Annotated in this window: 13 protein-coding genes; 4 read left to right on the forward strand and 9 right to left on the reverse strand. The window is 65.3% G+C overall.

All coding sequences use genetic code 11. From position 1 onward, the window contains the following. The first annotated feature begins 290 nt into the window (after nucleotides 1-290). Nucleotides 291-2,648 carry a methyl-accepting chemotaxis protein gene (locus ACYQ01_RS13240; RefSeq protein ID WP_459934330.1) on the forward strand — a complete coding sequence of 786 codons (2,358 nt, stop codon included), beginning with the start codon at nucleotides 291-293 and terminating at the stop codon, nucleotides 2,646-2,648. A 21-nt stretch (nucleotides 2,649-2,669) separates the two neighbouring features. Here ACYQ01_RS13240 and ACYQ01_RS13245 read toward each other — a convergent pair whose 3' ends face one another. Then, on the reverse strand, nucleotides 2,670-4,145 hold the full coding sequence (locus ACYQ01_RS13245) for a response regulator (RefSeq protein ID WP_459934331.1): 1,476 nt from the start codon (nucleotides 4,143-4,145) through the stop codon (nucleotides 2,670-2,672). A gap of 238 nt (nucleotides 4,146-4,383) precedes the next feature. On the opposite strand from ACYQ01_RS13245, the gene ACYQ01_RS13250 reads away from it, so the two are divergent. Beyond that, nucleotides 4,384-5,526 (forward strand): pyridoxal phosphate-dependent aminotransferase, encoded by a 1,143-nt coding sequence (locus ACYQ01_RS13250; protein ID WP_459934332.1) that lies wholly within the window; start codon nucleotides 4,384-4,386, stop codon nucleotides 5,524-5,526. 106 nt (nucleotides 5,527-5,632) lie between these two features. Continuing rightward, entirely contained in the window at nucleotides 5,633-5,770 is a 138-nt protein-coding gene (locus tag ACYQ01_RS13255; protein ID WP_459934333.1) for a hypothetical protein, read from the forward strand. Between the two features lie 125 nt (nucleotides 5,771-5,895). Here the strand turns inward: ACYQ01_RS13255 and ACYQ01_RS13260 are convergent, their stop codons facing one another. The 3 genes from ACYQ01_RS13260 to ACYQ01_RS13270 form a co-directional block, all read right to left on the reverse strand. Then, on the reverse strand, nucleotides 5,896-6,486 hold the full coding sequence (locus ACYQ01_RS13260) for a flavin reductase family protein (RefSeq protein WP_459934334.1): 591 nt from the start codon (nucleotides 6,484-6,486) through the stop codon (nucleotides 5,896-5,898). Between the two features lie 91 nt (nucleotides 6,487-6,577). Further along, nucleotides 6,578-7,036, reverse strand: a complete 459-nt coding sequence (locus ACYQ01_RS13265; protein WP_459934335.1) for a MarR family winged helix-turn-helix transcriptional regulator — start codon at nucleotides 7,034-7,036, stop codon at nucleotides 6,578-6,580. A 104-nt stretch (nucleotides 7,037-7,140) separates the two neighbouring features. Next, a complete protein-coding gene (locus ACYQ01_RS13270; protein ID WP_459934336.1) occupies nucleotides 7,141-9,795 on the reverse strand; it encodes a valine--tRNA ligase in 2,655 nt (884 codons plus the stop codon). Between the two features lie 108 nt (nucleotides 9,796-9,903). On the opposite strand from ACYQ01_RS13270, the gene ACYQ01_RS13275 reads away from it, so the two are divergent. Continuing rightward, complete coding sequence (locus ACYQ01_RS13275; RefSeq protein ID WP_459934337.1) at nucleotides 9,904-11,229, forward strand: biotin--protein ligase; 1,326 nt, start codon at nucleotides 9,904-9,906, stop codon at nucleotides 11,227-11,229. A gap of 263 nt (nucleotides 11,230-11,492) precedes the next feature. Here ACYQ01_RS13275 and ACYQ01_RS13280 read toward each other — a convergent pair whose 3' ends face one another. Genes ACYQ01_RS13280 through ACYQ01_RS13300 form a run of 5 tightly spaced genes read right to left on the reverse strand, consistent with a single transcriptional unit; the run spans nucleotide 11,493 to nucleotide 16,688 of the window. Then, on the reverse strand, nucleotides 11,493-12,422 hold the full coding sequence (locus tag ACYQ01_RS13280) for a hypothetical protein (protein ID WP_459934338.1): 930 nt from the start codon (nucleotides 12,420-12,422) through the stop codon (nucleotides 11,493-11,495). Continuing rightward, nucleotides 12,415-13,224, reverse strand: a complete 810-nt coding sequence (locus tag ACYQ01_RS13285) for a hypothetical protein (RefSeq protein WP_459934339.1) — start codon at nucleotides 13,222-13,224, stop codon at nucleotides 12,415-12,417. Before ACYQ01_RS13285 ends, ACYQ01_RS13280 begins: the two co-directional genes overlap by 8 nt. Beyond that, entirely contained in the window at nucleotides 13,221-13,748 is a 528-nt protein-coding gene (locus ACYQ01_RS13290; protein WP_459934340.1) for a Crp/Fnr family transcriptional regulator, read from the reverse strand. Before ACYQ01_RS13290 ends, ACYQ01_RS13285 begins: the two co-directional genes overlap by 4 nt. Then, nucleotides 13,745-14,887: a potassium channel family protein gene (locus ACYQ01_RS13295; RefSeq protein ID WP_459934341.1), complete on the reverse strand. Its 1,143-nt coding sequence runs from the start codon at nucleotides 14,885-14,887 to the stop codon at nucleotides 13,745-13,747. The genes ACYQ01_RS13290 and ACYQ01_RS13295 overlap by 4 nt, the downstream gene beginning before the upstream one ends. Continuing rightward, a complete protein-coding gene (locus ACYQ01_RS13300) occupies nucleotides 14,859-16,688 on the reverse strand; it encodes a cache domain-containing protein (protein WP_459934342.1) in 1,830 nt (609 codons plus the stop codon). Before ACYQ01_RS13300 ends, ACYQ01_RS13295 begins: the two co-directional genes overlap by 29 nt. Nucleotides 16,689-16,740: the final 52 nt, after the last annotated feature.

Here is a 16,740-nt window from a genome sequence, read left to right on the forward strand (position 1 = left end):
AGCGTTGTGCAATCGGTGCCCATGTGGTACGCTCAAAAAATCAACAGAGTCTCCCGAGCGTCCGAGCCCCTTGGCCAAAGGGATCCCGACGCTCTGCGCCCAGCGGCAAGAACGGTTTCGCGCCAGGGTTCCCGTATTTTCGAATACAGGCGGCGGTCCCCCTTTCTTGTGATACCCGGACCGGGCCGGGTCCCCCCGCGAACCTTTCGGGCGGCAACCCCCAGCCATAGGAGTGCCAGGCAGGCCGTTTTTTCGACTCTTGACGAAATGCCCGTAAGGAGGTTGGCGGCATGTTTAAAAAAAGCATCAGTTCGGTTTTAATTGTCTCGGTCACCGCGGCCATTCTGGCCATTTTCATTCCGCTTATCCTATACGTATCGCACTCCTCTGAAGACATGGCCGGCTCCATGCAGCGCCAAGCCATCACCCAGGCCGCCGAGAGCACCGAACGCAGCCTGGCCGAATTCATTTTCAACGCCGAGAACATCGCCCTCAACCTCGCCGGCCAGGCCGCCGTGGTCGAGGTGTTCACGCTCTCTCCGGTGCGCGCCGCCGATCGCCTGAAGAATTACATGGAGAGCTACAAGCATTCCTACTGGGCCATGCTGGTTTTCGATCGCAACGGGAAGGTGGTGGTCGGGTTCGACGACTCGGGCAGGAACCTGGCCGGAAAGGATTTCGCGGGCCGGCGGTTCGTCAAGTCCATAGACGACGGAAAGTCCACCTATATTTCGAACTTGGCCCACGCCGCCGACGGGGACAAGGAAAATCTGACCCTCACAGCCGCCTCTCCGGTCAAGGACAAATCGGGCAAAGTGCTCGGCGGCGTGGCGGTGTTTCCCAAACTGAACGCCTTTACCGTGGCCACCTTGAACCCCTGGCGGTTCGGCAAGCGCGGGTACGGCTTCATTTTGGACGGCGAGGGACGCGTCATGGCCCACGCGGCCGACAAGGGCATGCTCCTCAAGGACGTGGCCTCGCACAAGTTCATCCAGATCGCCCTGGCAAAGAAAAACGGCGTGGTGGACTACCAGTGGAAAGACGGCGAAAAGTTCATGGCCTTCGCCACTGAGCCCAAGACCGGCTGGGTCGTGTGCATGAGCGCCTATGTCGATGAAATGACCGCCCTGGCCCTGCGCCAACGCACCATCCTCATCACCAGCGGCGTGGTCGGCCTGCTCATTCTGGTCGGGGCCGTGGCCTTCATCAGCATCAGGCTGGTCAGCCGCCCGGTGCACCGCATCGAGGCCTTCACCGACGCCGTGGCCAAGGGCGACCTGCGCGCCCAACTCAACGAAACCTTCCAGCTCGAACTCGGACACCTGGCCGACAACATCCGCACCATGGTGAGCGAGCTGCGCAACAAGCTGGCCTTTTCGGAAGGCGTGCTGGCCGGCGTCACCCTGCCCTGTATCGTCTACAGCCAGGACAACAAGCTTATTTTCGTCAACCAGTACATGTTGAGCGCAGCGGGATATACGGGCAAGCCGGAGGACTTCCTGGGCCAGACCTCGGGTGATTTCTACTTCAAGGACCCCGGCCGCGAGACCACGGTGACCGACGCCATTCGAAGCGGACAGATGTCCAGCGGCGAAGTGGACTACGTGACCCCGGGCGGAGAAAAGCGCATCTTCCACGTCACCAGCACGCCCTTCAAGGACATGGACGGCAAGCCCCTGGGCGTTTTGGCCATCTGGTTCGATCTGACGGTCATTCGCCAGCAGCAGCAGGCCATGGAGGAACAAAACACCACCATCGCCCGGGCCGCTGATTCCGCCAACGACATTTCCGAGCGCCTGTCCGTGGCCGCGCACGAGCTCAAGGACAACATGACCGACGCCGGCGACGCCACCTCCACCCAGCGCACCCGCATAGCCGACGTGGCCACGGCCATGGAGGAAATGAACGCCACCGTGCTCGAAGTGGCCAAGAACTCCGCCCAGGTGGCCGATCTGGCCGACAAGGCCAAGGCCCAGGCCCAGGAGGGCGCCCAGAGCGTCGCCGAGGTCACCGACGCCATCGAAGGGTTGAGCACCCTGGCCGCCAACCTCTCGCGCGACATGGGCGAGCTGGGGCATCACGCCCAGGGTATCGGCCAGATCATGACCGTCATCGCCGACATCGCGGATCAAACCAACCTGCTGGCCCTGAACGCGGCCATCGAGGCGGCCCGGGCCGGCGAGGCCGGACGGGGCTTCGCCGTTGTGGCCGACGAGGTGCGCAAACTGGCCGAAAAGACCATGCACGCCACGAGCGAAGTGTCCCAGGCCATTCAGGCCATTCAGGACAGCGCCCGCAAGAACGTGGCCACCACCGAGGACACGGTGCGTCAGATCGACCAGGGCGCGCTCAAGGCCGGACACTCGCGGCAGGCGCTTTCCGCCATCGTGGAACTCATCGAGCAGACTTCCGATCAGGTTCGCACCATCGCCACGGCCGCCGAGGAACAGTCCGCCGCCAGCGAGGAGATCAACCGTTCGGTGGATGAAATCAACACCATCGCCGCCCGCACGGCCGACGTCATGGACCATTCGTCCGGTTCCGTCGCCGATTTGGCCAAGGTGGCCCGGGATCTCAAGGACACCATCGGGGCCATGTGCGCCACGGGCCTGGCCTGCAAGGACCAGACGAAGGCCTTGATGCCGTAAACCCGACGATCTTCCAGCCGATCACGACGCGTCGGCGGGGCTCGCTTCCTCCGGAGCCCTGCCGGCGCGTGGCGGCAGGGACACGGTGAACACTCCCTTGGCGTCCTTCTGCTCGAAGGTCAGGGAACCGCCGGTGCTGCGCAGCAGACGATGGCAATAGGGCAGGCCGATGGTGTCGCCCCCCTCGTCAAAGGGCAGAAAGAGCTTTTCCGCGTCTTCCACAGGCTTGGCCTGTTCTCCCCCCACCTCCACGTGCACGTATTTTTCGCTGGCGAAGAGCCTGATCCACATTTCCCCCTTGGCGGGCATGGCGGACAGGGTGAAACGCACTACGTTGATCACCACCTGGGTGAGCAGGTCCGGGTCTTCTTCCACATCCGGGAGGTGCTCCGCGATTTCGAGCCGGGGAACCACCAGATTGGCTTCCAGCTCCGGGCGCAGAAGCGCCAGGCAACTGTACACCACGTCCGACAAGCGCAAGGCGACGCGGTGCATGCGCACGGGGTTCAGGTAGTTGCGGATGCGGTCCAGGATGCGTTCCAGCCGTTGGGCCTCGCCGAAGATGATGGCCGCCTCGGGCTGGTCCGGCTCCTTTTTGAGCAGTCGCCTGGCGAAACCGCCTATGGAAACCAGGGGATTTCGGATCTCGTGGGCCACTTCGGCGGAAATGGCCCCCAGCGTTTTGATTTTTTCCTTCTGCATGAGGAACTTTTCCAGCATCAGGCGGTCCGTGATGTCCACGATCACGCCTTCCACCCCGCCCGGTTCGCCGTTGGGCGCAACGCCGGCGTGGGGGATGGACTTGATGATGCCGTGTACCAGGCGTCCGGTCTTGTGTAGGAAACGGCAGGTTTTGGAAAAAGTGAGTGCGCTGTCCGTCTGGCTCTGTTCGAGCACGTGACGCACCACCTCGCGCTCGTCGGGATGCACGCGTTTGAGGAGCCACCCGGGTTCGGCCATGGCCTGCTCACGGCTAAAGCCCAGCAGGGAGTGGCAGGCCCGGTTGACGAACCGCAATTCCAGGTCCGGCCCAAGGCTGAAGATGACCAGGGGGATATTCTGCACCAGGTTGGCGTACCGGGCTTCCGCCGCGTGCACCTTGTTGGCCAGCTCCCGGCGTTCCAGCACCACCGAGACCGCGTGGTCGAGCAGCTCGAATGTTTCGATGGGCTTGGTGATGTAGTCCCAGGCCCCCAGGCGAAAAGCCTGGATGGCGTCTTGCAGGTCGGACTGGCCCGACACCACGATGACGGGGGTTTCGTCGTTGCGTCGGCGTTTTTCTTCGAGAAAGTCCAGCCCGTCCATGTCGGGCATGCACAGGTCGAGCAGCACCAGGTCCGGGGCGTGTTCCTGGAGCAACGCCAGTCCCTCTTGGCCGTTGGACGCCTGAAGGGGACGATAGCCCGAATCCTCGATCCACGCCGCCAGGCTGGAGCGAATGAGCAGGTCGTCATCCACGGTGAGGATGGTCTTGGGAGAGGCAAGGTGTTCCGGCATGGCGGCCCCAAAGAGTTCTTCGATATCTGGACATAGACCATATCGGTGTTTCCTGACAAGGATCGTCTTGCGCGCATGCGATGTCGCCAGGCCGCGACCGGTCCGGCTTGCTTTCGCGGCGTCGCCATGGCATTTTTGCGCCGTCGGGGACGGTTTCCCGAAAATCGGCCCCGCAATCCAACACGACGCCTCGGCCCCGCAGCGCCTTTCCGTATTCGCATCCTTCCCGGAGTCCGACATGCCCAATCCCCTCACGCAACGGATCACTTCGTTTCTGGCCATGGACATTCTCGAACGCGCCGGAGCCCTGGAGCGCCAGGGCAAGCGCGTCGCCCATCTCGAATTGGGCGAGCCCGGTTTCGACACGCCCGAGCCGGTCAAGGAGGCCGCCATCAAGGCCATCCGCGACGGCCAGACCCATTACACGCATTCCCAGGGCATGCCGGCCCTGCGCGAGGCCATCTGCGAGCACTACCGGGCGGGGTACGGGGTGGACCTGCACCCGGATCGCATCATCGTCACGTCGGGCACTTCTCCGGCCATGCTGCTCACGTTTCACGCCCTGTTGCATCAGGGCGACACCGTGCTGCTCACGGACCCGCACTACGCCTGCTATCCCAATTTCGTGCTCCTGGCCGGCGGGCGGGTGGAGCGCGTGGCCACCGAGGAGGCGGACGGTTTCCAGTTCACCCCGCGCACCCTGACCCCGGAACTGGCCGCCCGCGCGCGGGCCGTGATGCTCAATTCCCCGTCCAATCCCTCGGGCATGGTGATTCCCGCCGAGCACCTGGAAGCCTTCAGCGGATTGGACACCGTGCTGGTCAGCGACGAGATCTATCACGGCCTGGCCTACGAAGGCCGGGCCCGAAGCGTGCTGGAGTTCACGGACCAGGCGTTCGTCCTGAACGGCTTCTCCAAACTGTGGGCCATGACCGGTTGGCGGTTGGGCTGGGTGGTGGTGCCCGAACGCTACCTGCCGGCCATGCGGCGCATGCAGCAAAACCTGTTTATTTGCGCCGGGTCCGTGGCCCAATGGGCCGGGCTGGCCGCCTTGACCCAGTGCCAGGCCGAAGTGGACGCCATGACCGCAGAATACGCCAAACGCCGCACGCGCCTCATCACCGGACTCAAGCGCCTGGGGTTGGGCGTGGCCGTGGAGCCGACCGGGGCCTTCTACGTGATGGCCAACGTCAAACACTTGAGCCACGACAGCCTGGCTCTGGCCAAGGACATCCTGGAAAACGCCCTGGTGGGCGTGACACCCGGCGTGGACTTCGGCCCCGGTGGGGAAGGATATTTGCGCTTTTCCTACGCCGGCGACATGGAAAGCATCGAATTGGGCTTGGAACGCCTGGGGCGGTATTTGGAGACGAAGCGGTAACAAGCACGGGGAATTGCCAGGGAAAATGCGGCTACGGAGTTTCGCCGCGTCGCGCGCCTTGGACGATTCCGGGCCTCGGCCGGCCGGCGCCCCCCGGGCGAACGAAATGAACGTTCCCGCCCCCTTCACCGACATGGAGCTCAGGGTCTTGCGCCAGAGTCTCGACATCCTGGGGCCGGAGGCGCTCATGGAGTATCTCCAACCCATGACCCCGCGCCAACGGGCGCAACTGGGCCTGCGTTGACGCGAACGCGCGCGTCCGGCTTGCGGCTTTTCGGCTCCGTTTCGCAGACGGGCGGCAGGGGAAATCCGCGTCTCTGGCGGGATGCGGGGCGCGCGGCCCCGCTTTTCCCCGGTTTCTTCGTTCCGCTAACTTGCGGTCTCGTCCGTCTTTTTCACCAGCGCCTTGCCCGATCCCCAGGCCTTGCCGAGCTTGGGACCCAGGCCGTAGTAGGCCACGGTGCCCATGGCGAAGAGCAGGGGTTTGACCTTGGCGATGTCGATCTTGCCTTTTTCGTTGAGCACGTCCTCGTGCGCTCGGGTGTGGATGATTTCGCCCACGAAAACGCTGTGTTCCGGGAAGTCGATCACGGTATGCACGCGGCATTCCAGGCAGACCGGGCATTCGCGCACCAGAGGGGCGTTCGCCAGCTCGCCGAAAGTCACGTCGAACACGCCGGACTTGTCGGTCTTGCGCCCGGTGACCAGGCCCACGTAGTCGGTCTTGACCATGAGGTCCTCGCCGGGGATGTTCACGCTGAATTCGCCCGTGGCCTGGATGGCCTTGTGGGTGTGGTGCATCTTGTTGATGCCCACGGAAATGTACTGCGGCTGGCCGTGGTTCATGATGCCCACGTGGGCCACGGCCATGAAGTTGGGTTTGCCGTCGGCCATGGACCCGACAATGGTGGCGAGCGACGGATAGAGCGAACTGATGGGACCGAGATCGACGATGTTCATGCGGGACGCTCCTTGCGGTTTGCGCGGATGATTTCGGCCGCGACGTTTGCTTGTACACGCAAATTTCAATCGGGCGGAGCCGCGACCCGGGTCAACTTTCGTCCAGGTCCCGGCAGGCCTGGCGTACGGCCTTGGTCAGGGACACGCCCCGGTCCTCTCCCAGCGTCGCGCTGTAGCGGGCGTAGAGTTCGCGCCACACCCTGGACAACACGGGCGACAGATCGCACCCGGCCCGGGTGGGGCTTATGAGCGCGGACCGTCCCGAGGCCTTGCGCTCCACCAAGCCCTTGCGCACCAACTGGTCCACGAAACGCGTCACCGTGGACTGGGCCAGGTGCAATCGCCCGGCCAGGTCGCTCGGGGTGATGCCGGGGTTTTCGATGACCAGCATGAGCAAAAAAGCGTGCGAGGGGGAGAGCCCGGTGGGCGCGAACACCTGCTCCGCCAGGCGCGACAGGGTGCGGGCCAGGGCGGTGGAAGTGAAGAACAGGCAGTGGTCGAGCAGGGTTTGCGTGGTGGTCATGGCGTTCGGGGTTGTTTGCTTGCACATACAAATGTCACGCCGAAGCCGACGGGTCAAGGGGAGAGACCCCGAAACGTCAAAAAGCCCGGACCGTCCGACGATCCGGGCTTTTTGACGGCCAAAGGCCGGGATTATCCCTTGAGGCTTTCGATTCTGGTCTTGAGCTCTTCGAGCTTGGCCACCTTGTCGCGCAGGGTCTGGTCTTTTTCGCGCTCCTTGGCCACCACCTCGGCCGGGGCCTTGCTGGTGAAGTCCTCGTTGGCCAGTTTGCGGGCCACGATCTGGGCTTCTTTCGAGGTCTTGGTCAGTTCCTTGTTCAGCCGCGCCAGTTCGGCGTCGAAGTCCACGGCGCCGGCCAGGGGCACGAACACGGCGTTGCCGCCCGCGGCCGCGCTGGCGGAAGCCTTGGGCGCGGTGACGTCCGGGCCGGCGGTGAATCCGGCCAGCTTGGCCAGCACGGCGATGAGCCCGGCGCTCTCCTTGAGCACGGCCAGGTCTTCCGCCGAGGAGGTGCGCACCAGGCATTCCAGCTTGTAGCCCGGATTGATGGACAGCTCCGACCGGATGTTGCGCACGCTGACCACCACGTCCTGCAAAAGGGCCATGCGGCGCTTGGCGTCGGGATGGCGGTGGTGGGGGCGGGCTTCGGGATAGAGAGCGCGAGAGATGTCTTTTTCGTCGTGGCCGGGCAGGTTGCTCCAGATTTCCTGGGTGACGAAGGGGATCACCGGGTGCAGCAGCACCAGAAGCTCGGAGAGCACGGTCCACAGGCAGGTCTGGGCCACGTCGCGCGTGCGGGGATCGTCCGAGGAGATGTCCGGTTTGACCATCTCCAGATACCAGTCGCAAAACTCCAGCCACAGGAAGGAGTACAGGCCCTGGGCCACGTCGTTGAAGCGGTATTCCTCAACGGCCTTGGCGGTTTCTTCCTTCATCTCTTCGAGACGGGTGAGGATCCAGGCGTGATGCAGGGGCAGCTCGCCCGTGAGGTCGGCCTGGGGCCTGCCCTGCTCGGGCAGGTTCATGAGGCTGAACCGGGCGGCGTTCCAGAGCTTGTTGACGAAGTGGCGGTATCCCTCGATGCGCTCCTCGGCCAGCTTGATGTCGCGGCCCATGGCGGCGAAGGCGGTCAGGGTGAAGCGCAGGGCGTCGGTGCCGTATTTGCCGATGATTTCCACGGGGTCGATGGCGTTGCCCGTGGATTTGCTCATTTTTTTGCCTTCGCCGTCGCGCACCAGGGCGTGGATGTACACATGGCGGAAGGGGACCTCGTCCATGAAATGCAGGCCCATCATCATCATTCGGGCCACCCAGAAGAACAGGATGTCGAAACCCGTGACCAGCACCGAGGTGGGATAGAACGTGGCCAGTTCCGGGGTTTTGTCCGGCCAGCCCAGGGTGGAGAAGGGCCACAGCGCGGACGAGAACCAGGTGTCGAGCACGTCCGGGTCCTGGACGAGTTCGCCGCCGCAGGGGCAGCGGTCCGGGTCGGTCTTGGACACGATGAGCTTGCCGCACGCCTGGCAGGTCCAGGCCGGAATGCGGTGCCCCCACCAGATCTGGCGCGAGATGCACCAGTCGCGGATGTTGTCCAGCCAGTGGTAATAGGTGGTGGTCCAGTGCTCGGGGTAGATGACCGTGCGACCGTCTTCCACGGCCTTGCGGGCCACGGCCGCCAGGGGGCCGGCCTTCACGAACCACTGGGGCGAGACGTAGGGCTCCACCACGGTCTTGCAACGGTAGCATTCGCCCACGTTGTGCTCGTGGTCTTCCTTGCGCACCAGAAAGCCGCCGGCTTCGAGATCGGCCACCACCTTCTTGCGGCACTCCTCGCGGGTGAGGCCCTGGTAGGCCGGACCGGCCAGCTCGTTCATGAGGCCCTGGCCGTCCATGACTTTCATCACCGGCAGGTTGTGGCGGCGGCCCAGTTCGAAGTCGTTCATGTCGTGGGCCGGGGTCACCTTGAGGCAGCCGGTGCCGAATTCGCGGTCCACGTAGGCGTCGGCAATGATCGGGATGGTGCGTCCGGCCAGCGGCAGGGTCACGGACTTGCCCACCAGGCCGGCGTAGCGTTCGTCCTCCGGGTGCACGGCCACGGCCGTGTCGCCCAGCATGGTTTCGGGCCGGGTGGTGGCCACGATCACTTCGCCGCTGCCGTCGGCAAGCGGGTAGCGTATGTGGTAGAGCGCGCCCTGCTTGGCGCTGTGCTCCACTTCCAGGTCGGCCAGGGCGGTCTGGCAACGGGGACACCAGTTGATGATGTAGTCGCCCTTGTAGATGAGGCCTTCGTCGTAGAGGCGCACGAAGACTTCGCGCACGGCGCGCGACAGGCCCTCATCCATGGTGAAGCGTTCGCGGGTCCAGTCCACCGAAGCGCCCATGCGCCGGATTTGGCTGAGGATGCGTCCGCCGTATTCGGCCCGCCACTCCCATACGCGCTCGATGAATTTTTCGCGCCCGATGTCGTGACGCGACACCCCTTCGCCGGCCAGCTTGCGCTCCACCACGTTCTGGGTGGCGATGCCCGCGTGGTCGGTGCCGGGCACCCACAGGACCTTGCGACCCATTTGGCGCATGTGGCGGCAGAGAATGTCTTGCAGAGTGAGGTTCAGGGCGTGGCCCATGTGCAGGGCCCCGGTGACGTTGGGTGGGGGAATGACGATGCTGTAGGGCTCGCCCGGAGCATTCGGGTCGGCGGTGCCCGCTCCGGTTTCACGCCAGAAGTCGGTCCAGCGCGCTTCGACCTCGGCCGGTTCGTAGCCCTTGGCCAGGGTGGTTTCGGACATGGGGAAGACTCCTTGGGAAGTGGCCGCCCGGCGAGCGGCCCAAAGACAAACTCCGTGCCCATACTGCTTTTCCCGGCCGTTGTCATCTTACCGCCTTCGGGGGTAGGGATGGGAATGCTACATCTGCTCTGGGACGAATCCCACCTCTGGGGCGTGCTTCTGGCCCGGGCGCTGTCGGCCTGGGACCTGCCCTGGCGTCTGGTGAGCGCCCGACAGGTGCGCGCCGGCGCGCTTGCGGAGCAACGGCCCGCCTGTCTGCTTGTTCCGGGCGGGTTCGCCAGCCGCAAGGGGGCAAGCCTGGGACGGGCCGGCCTGGCCGCGGTGCGCGAGTACGTGGCCTCGGGCGGGGCCTACCTGGGCATCTGCGGCGGGGCCGGCCTGGGCCTCACGGTGCCCGGGGGGCTGGGGCTTTGTCCCTGGACGCGCGCGCCTTTCGCCACCCGCCTGCAACACTTCGCCAGCGGCGGGGTGCATCTCACACCCGACCCGGAAAGCGTCTACGTGCCCCGCGAGCTCGACGACGCGCCCTTGGCCCCGGTGTGGTGGCCGGCCCGTTTTTTTCCTCAAGACGCGCCAGGACCGGGCAATCGCGAGGGAGCGCGCCGGGGCGGGCCGAAAGGAACGCGCGCCCCCGACCAGGGCCCTGTGGAGGTGGTGGCCCGCTACGGCAAGCCGGGACCGGATTTCTTTATGGCCGACATCCCCCTGGCCATGGTGCCGGGAGAAACCCTGGAGGACTGGGAGGCCCTCTACGGGGTGCGCCTGGCCCCGTCGTTTTCCGAGGGCGATCCCTGCATCGTGGCCGGACGCCACGGACGGGGCCGATACGTGCTTTCCCACGCCCACCTGGAAACTCCGGCCTCTCCCCAGGCCAACGCCTGGTTGGGGCATATCCTGGCCGAGTTGGCGGGGTTGGCCCGCGTTCCGGATTCTCCGGCCCCGGACTGGGCCATGGGCCGAGGCGATCCCGCCTGGAACGATCCGGCGCTCGAACGGGCCATGGACGCCATGCTGGACACGGCCCGCCTGGGCATCGAACACGGTCTGCTCACCTGGCGCGAGCCCTGGCTGCTGGGCTGGCGACAGGGATTGCCCGGGGCGCAGATCTCCGGGTTGCTGGCCATGCTGGACCACGCCCGCCGTCAGACGCCGGGGCCACAGGCCCTGGACTACTGGCGCGCGCAGGCCCGGGGTTTTGCCCGGAACGCGGACCTGCTGGCCAAAGGTCTGTCCGGCTATCTGTTGGCCGAACGCCTGGCGCTGACCTTGTGGCGGGTGGACCCCCAGGCCGTGCCCCAGCGGGGGCTGGCCGAGGCCCGTCTCACGCTGTTCGGCCCCCCGCCGGGGTCGGGTGCGGCGGGCGGCGGGCTGTGCGGACAGGTACTCGGGGTGTTGGAGAATTTTGTCTGGCTGTGCGGACAGAAGGGGAAATAAAGGCCGTTGTCTTTGGCGCCGCGCGGCCGGCGTCGCCTGTCACGAGACCGTTGAAAAGTTCCTTCCCGCAGTCCGTTCAAAAAAACGCGCTGGCAAGGCGTAAAAAATCAAGCCCGAAGCGGTGCCCGCATGGCTGCGGGGCTGGGTTTTGCGCAAGGACGCGGCCAGCCCGGAGTATTCGGCAGGCTGCGCGGACGCTTTGTTGGCGTCGCCCGGCGGGGCCGCTGCGTCGATATCGCGGGAGCCCGGGCCCAGGCTCGCTCTCAGGGCCTTGCCTCTTCGCCTCCCGTCTTTGTGTCCGCTTTGTTCGGGGCGTCTGTTCCGACAGGCCAGTAGGGAACGTCCACGCTCAGGTTTCCGGGGTCGCCCAGGCGTCCGCTCGGACCGGCGCAGGCAATGCGCGGAAGCCGCCCAGGTTGGATCAGCACGAGGTAGGGGCCGCCCCAGGGGTCGAAATAGATCTCGCCGGGGGCGTGCTTGGTCTCCCCCGGCGGGGGGATGAACCGGGTGAACAGCGCTTCGCGGTTGAAGACCCAGTCCTCGCGGCAGGGGGAGTTGGGAAGGCTGGCGTTGATGTCGATGCCGGCGCAGTCGACGTTCATGTCGCGCACCAGTTCGTTGAGCGTCTTGCCGGAGGTGTTCTGGGCCTGCCAGGCGGCCAGGCTCAAAAACTTGAGGGTGTTCATGGCGGTCTGGGCCTTGGCCTGGTTCACCTGGAGTTCCTGGGCGTGGATTCTGGACTGTTGGCTCCAGAACCAGAGCCCGGCGATCAGGGCGACTCCCGCCAGGGCCAGGCCGTGGCGAAACCGCTGGCGCGACACGGCCCGGCGGATGTCCGTGTCCACGCGCGAGCGCCAGGGGCCGGATTTCAGGGCGTCCAGGCGGCGGGAGAAATGCTCGAAGGCGGCGCAAGCCTTTCGGCGAAAGGCCTGCATGGCCAGGGCGTCGGGTGATTCGGGAAGGGGAGGAAGCGTCGGCGCCGGCGGGGGAACGTCGCCTGAGACCAGTTCGTCCAGGCGGGCCAGGTCCGCGGCCAGGGCGCGGGCCGTGCCCTGGGCGGTTTGGAGGTCTTCGCGTTCGAGCTCCAGGCGCAGGCGGTCGAACAGGACGTGCAGCGTTCGGACCAGGCCTTCGCCGCAGCGTTTGCGTTCTTCCTTGTCCAGGTCCGAGGCGGTGAGCATGGGATCAACCATCAAAGGTTTCCTTCACTTGGCGCAGAAAGGTCTGCAAAAAGGCTTCGGACACCACCTTGCCCCCGACCACGAGTTGGTGGAACAGGGCCACGGTATTGCCGCGCGGGGTGTGGGCCAGACGGAAGTGGTGTTCGTGGGCTTGGCCCGGTCCGGTCAGGGCGAGCACCCAGGACCCCCGGCGAAAGGCCCAGGACGAGGCCGGGCACCCCAGGTTCCGGGCGCGTCGGCGCAGGTAGCCTTCGAACTGGTCCAGGGAAAAGGGCGTTCCCGCCTTGGTGGTGACGCCCAGGTATTGGCCGCTCGCGCCCTGGATGACCACGGGCAGGGCGAGCATGTCGACGGGGGGATGCGGACCGGCAGGCGGTGGCGCCGGGGCCGGAGCGTCCCGGGGCGGTCCGAGCCGGTCGGCCAGGGTGTCCAGCTTGGCGACGAGTTCGGCCATCAGCGAGTGGGTGCGGTTTTGCAGGGAGAACAGCCCGTTCATGAGGGTTTCGATGCGGGCCAGGGGGTCCGAGGCCTGGGGCGGTGGCGCGGGGGCGTCGGTTTCGGGGAGGCGCGGGCCGGCCGGCGGTCCGAACTCCTCCACGAGTTTGGTGCGCACGGCGTCCACGCTGAGTCCGGTTCGGAAATGGCGGCTCACGGCCAAGGCGGTCTTCACGGCTCCGGGCTCGAAGCGCAGGGGTTTGCCCTGGCTGGCCACGGGAAAAAATTCGGGGAACTTTCGGCGATAACTCTTGATGGTGGTGACGGTGACCTTGGCGGCGCGGGCCAGGTCCTGGTGGGTGGGCAGGGCCGGGCTCATGCGCCGCGTTGCCCCGCGCCCGAAAGAATCAGCGCCAGGGCGGTGGTGAGCTTGACCACCTCGTGATTGGTGGAGCGCACCACGGCGGACATGCGGGAGGCGATGCGCAGGAGCAGCTTGCATCCCAGCTTCGGTTCGCGTTCGATCAGGCCGAAGAAGCGTTCGCGGTCGGTCTTGAGAAACACCGAGGGCTCCAGGGTCTCCACCGAAGCGGACCGGGTGTCCGAGTCGATGAGGGCCATTTCGCCGAACATGGGGTGGGTTTCGCCGGTGAGCACCACCAGCACCTTGCGCGGGTCCTGCCCGGTGAGGGCCGGAATGTCGATGCCGCTGAGCAGCATGGACTTGACCACGCGCACCTTGCCGGAAACCAGCACGAACATTTCCGATCCCTTGTCGCCTTCGGCCACCACCACCTGACCCTTGTCCACGCTTTGCTTGTCGAAGAGGGGGCGCGCCAGGGCCAGTTCGTCCTCGCTCAGGCCCTCGAACAGGGCGATGGTGTTCCAGCGGATGTCGTTCATTGGGGGCTGGGCAGGCTGATGACGCCGTCGAAATCGGCCAATTTGACGTTGGGGCCGGGATTGAGCACCACCTTGGGCCCTTGGTTGCCCAGGGTGGTGTCGCGTCCGGCGTTGCGAAAGAGGTCGAGCACGAACTGGTCGAGGGCCTGGGTGGTGTCGAGCAGGTCGTGCAGGGTGATTTCGCGGGGCATACGGCACACGGCGATGGGCAGGTCGCCGCCGCGTTCCAGGCTTTGGCGCACCACGTCCTTGAAACTTTTGGCCTTGTCCTCGGCGCTCAGGGGGCGAAAGCGGGGAAATCCCTGGCCGGAGCCGGTGAGCAGGGCCTGGAGCATGTCGTGCATCACCGGGTGGGCGGCCATGAAGCCCAGAGTGAGCCCGGCCAGCTCCTCCCGGCCCACGGCCTGGGTGACGCCGGCCCGCCAGAGGTGTTCGCGGTTTTGTTCCAGGGCGGCTTCGGCGTACAAGGGCACGGTCTGGGTCAGGCTGCGGAAGGTCAGGGCGGCCAGCACGGCCTGGTTGTCGGCCTCCTCGGGGGAGAGTCCCCCCGAGGAGAGAATGTAGGCCAGCTTGGCCGCCGCCGGATTGGCCCGTTTGAGCACGGCTTTTTGCGAAGCCAGTCCGCGCACGAAGTCCATGCGGTCGGCCAGGCCCAGTCCGGCGGCCATGTCTTCGAACCGGGCGGGCTCCATGTCGCCCACGAGCACGAACCGGGCTTGGGCGAAGCCGGAAATACGGGTCAGGCTCTGCACCAGGGTTGGGCCGTGGGCGTTCCAGCCGAGCAGGATGATGTGGCCTTCGTTCATGAGGTTGACGAGTCCCCGCCGTTTTTTCAGGCGCCGTTCCATGAGCCAGGAGGCCATGGCGCCGCTGAGGGTGGATACCAGACCGATGCCCGAACCCATCACCACCATGCCCAGCACGCGTCCGGGCAGGGTCTTGGGGGCGAAATCGCCGTAGCCCACGGTGGTGAGGGTGACCATGGCCCACCACAAGCCCTGGAAGTACCCCACGGGTTCTCCCTGGGTGTCGGCCTCGTAGTGGGCGAATCCGGCCGCCGCCCCCAACAGGATGCAGATGATGCAGGTCAGGGGCAGGACAAAGGGCCGGTTAAGCCAGTTTTTGAGGACCGCGGTCATGCTCCAGGTCGCTTTGGCGTTTGATGAGCTCCTCGAAGCGGATGTCGGCGCCGAGCACGCCGGTTATTTCGTCGCGCTCGTTGGCCACGGGCACGGCCACGGTGAGGCAGAGCTTGCCCGTGAAGGTGGACCGGTAGAAGTCCGTGATGTGCAGTCGACCGTTGCGCATGGGGTTGATGAACCATTCCCGGTCGGACAGGTTCACGCCCGGCACCATGGGGGCGAACTTGGGCCGGTCGATGGGGTCGCCCACGTGGCTGCACACCAGGCGCCCGGTCTTGTCCACCAGGTAGAGGAACTGGATGAACGGGTATTCCGACAGGAAACGCTCCATGCAGCCGGAGGCCAGATCGGCCTGGATGGCCCGCACGCAGTCCTCTTCGGAGAGCTTGAGAATGAGTTGAGAAGCCATGGTGTGGGCCAGCTTCTTGAGGTGGTCGAACTCCGAGGCGAAGAGTTCGGGCATGTAGCGTTTCACCAGGGCCCGCATCTCCTGGTTGGAGAAGGAGGTGTTGCGTCCGGCTTCGTAGGCTTCCATGATACGGGCGTAGATCTTGTCCACGGCCGGATGGCGCTTGTCCACGGAATGCTCTTCGTCCAGGCCCAGATTGTTGTTGATCCAGTAGCTCACGCCGGCCTTGCCGGTCTTGTCGGTGATGATGATGGGCACCGGGCGGGCCAGGATCTTCTGGGTGTCGAAGATGTTGTAGATTTCCTCGTTCTTGGCCAGGCCGTCCACGTGGATGCCCGCGCTGGTGGCGTTGAAGTCGCGTCCGGCGAAGGGGTAGTTGGGCGGAATCACGTAGTCGAGCTCTTTTTCGAAATAGCTCGCAATTTCGGTGATGACCGGCGTGTTGGCCGCGTCGTCCTCGCCGGTCAGGGAGACGTACTCGATGACCATGGCCTCGATGGGGGCGTTGCCCGTGCGCTCGCCGAATCCCAGCAGCGTGCCGTTGACGCCGCTGCAACCGGAAAGCCAGGCCGTGGCCCCGTTGACCAGCACCTTGTGAAAATCGTTGTGGCCGTGCCACTCCAGCCAGTGCCCGGGGACTTCGGCCTCGTCGGTGAAGGCGCGCACCAGCCTGGCCACGGACCGGGGCAGGGCCGCGCCGGGATAGGGCACGCCGTAGCCCATGGTGTCGCACAAACGGATCTTCACCGGCAGTCCGGCGTCCTTGGAGAGCTCCATGAGCTTCTGGGCGAAGGGCAGGCAGAAGCCGTAGATGTCGGCCCGGGTCACGTCCTCGAAGTGGCAGCGGGGGATGATGCCCCACTCCAGGGCCTGGGCCACCACGGCCAGGTAGTCGTTCATGGCCGTTTTGCGGTCTTTTCCGAGCTTGAGATAGGTGTGGTAGTCCGACACCGAGGTGAGCATGCCGGTCTCTTTGAGGCCCATGCTCTTGACCAGCTTGAGGTCGGCCTTGTTCGCCCGGATCCAGCCGGTGATTTCGGGGTACTTGTAGTCCATGGCCTGGCAGGCTTCCACGGCCTGGCGGTCCTTGTCGGAGTAGAGAAAGAACTCGCTGGCCCGGATGAGGCCCGAATGCCCGCCCAACTTGTGCAGAAGCGAGAAGATGTGGGCGATCTGCTTGGCGGTGTAGGGGGGGCGGGCCTGCTGTCCGTCGCGGAAGGTGGTGTCCGTGAGGAACATGGGATCGGCCGGGCGGGGCAGGATGAACGTGTCGTCGAAGGCCACCCGACTGATTTTCGTATAGGGAAACGCCTCGCGATAGAGTTCGGGCTTGGTTCTGTTTTCCAGGCGCAGGCGAGGCGTGGTGCGGTTCAAGTGCATAAGGCTCATATTTTTAGAATCCTCCTTGGGCTGGGGGGAAAAAAAGGGGGACTGGCGAAAC

The organism is Fundidesulfovibrio butyratiphilus (genome assembly GCF_054657235.1).

What these genes read in the sequence shown, in the direction of transcription:
- ACYQ01_RS13240 (WP_459934330.1), top strand. Translation starts at nt 291, where the DNA reads ATGTTTAAAAAAAGCATCAGTTCGGTTTTAATTGTCTCGGTCACCGCG.
- ACYQ01_RS13245 (WP_459934331.1), bottom strand. Translation starts at nt 4,145, where the DNA reads ATGCCGGAACACCTTGCCTCTCCCAAGACCATCCTCACCGTGGATGAC.
- ACYQ01_RS13250 (WP_459934332.1), top strand. Translation starts at nt 4,384, where the DNA reads ATGCCCAATCCCCTCACGCAACGGATCACTTCGTTTCTGGCCATGGAC.
- ACYQ01_RS13255 (WP_459934333.1), top strand. Translation starts at nt 5,633, where the DNA reads ATGAACGTTCCCGCCCCCTTCACCGACATGGAGCTCAGGGTCTTGCGC.
- ACYQ01_RS13260 (WP_459934334.1), bottom strand. Translation starts at nt 6,486, where the DNA reads ATGAACATCGTCGATCTCGGTCCCATCAGTTCGCTCTATCCGTCGCTC.
- ACYQ01_RS13265 (WP_459934335.1), bottom strand. Translation starts at nt 7,036, where the DNA reads ATGTGCAAGCAAACAACCCCGAACGCCATGACCACCACGCAAACCCTG.
- ACYQ01_RS13270 (WP_459934336.1), bottom strand. Translation starts at nt 9,795, where the DNA reads ATGTCCGAAACCACCCTGGCCAAGGGCTACGAACCGGCCGAGGTCGAA.
- ACYQ01_RS13275 (WP_459934337.1), top strand. Translation starts at nt 9,904, where the DNA reads ATGGGAATGCTACATCTGCTCTGGGACGAATCCCACCTCTGGGGCGTG.
- ACYQ01_RS13280 (WP_459934338.1), bottom strand. Translation starts at nt 12,422, where the DNA reads ATGGTTGATCCCATGCTCACCGCCTCGGACCTGGACAAGGAAGAACGC.
- ACYQ01_RS13285 (WP_459934339.1), bottom strand. Translation starts at nt 13,224, where the DNA reads ATGAGCCCGGCCCTGCCCACCCACCAGGACCTGGCCCGCGCCGCCAAG.
- ACYQ01_RS13290 (WP_459934340.1), bottom strand. Translation starts at nt 13,748, where the DNA reads ATGAACGACATCCGCTGGAACACCATCGCCCTGTTCGAGGGCCTGAGC.
- ACYQ01_RS13295 (WP_459934341.1), bottom strand. Translation starts at nt 14,887, where the DNA reads ATGACCGCGGTCCTCAAAAACTGGCTTAACCGGCCCTTTGTCCTGCCC.
- ACYQ01_RS13300 (WP_459934342.1), bottom strand. Translation starts at nt 16,688, where the DNA reads ATGAGCCTTATGCACTTGAACCGCACCACGCCTCGCCTGCGCCTGGAA.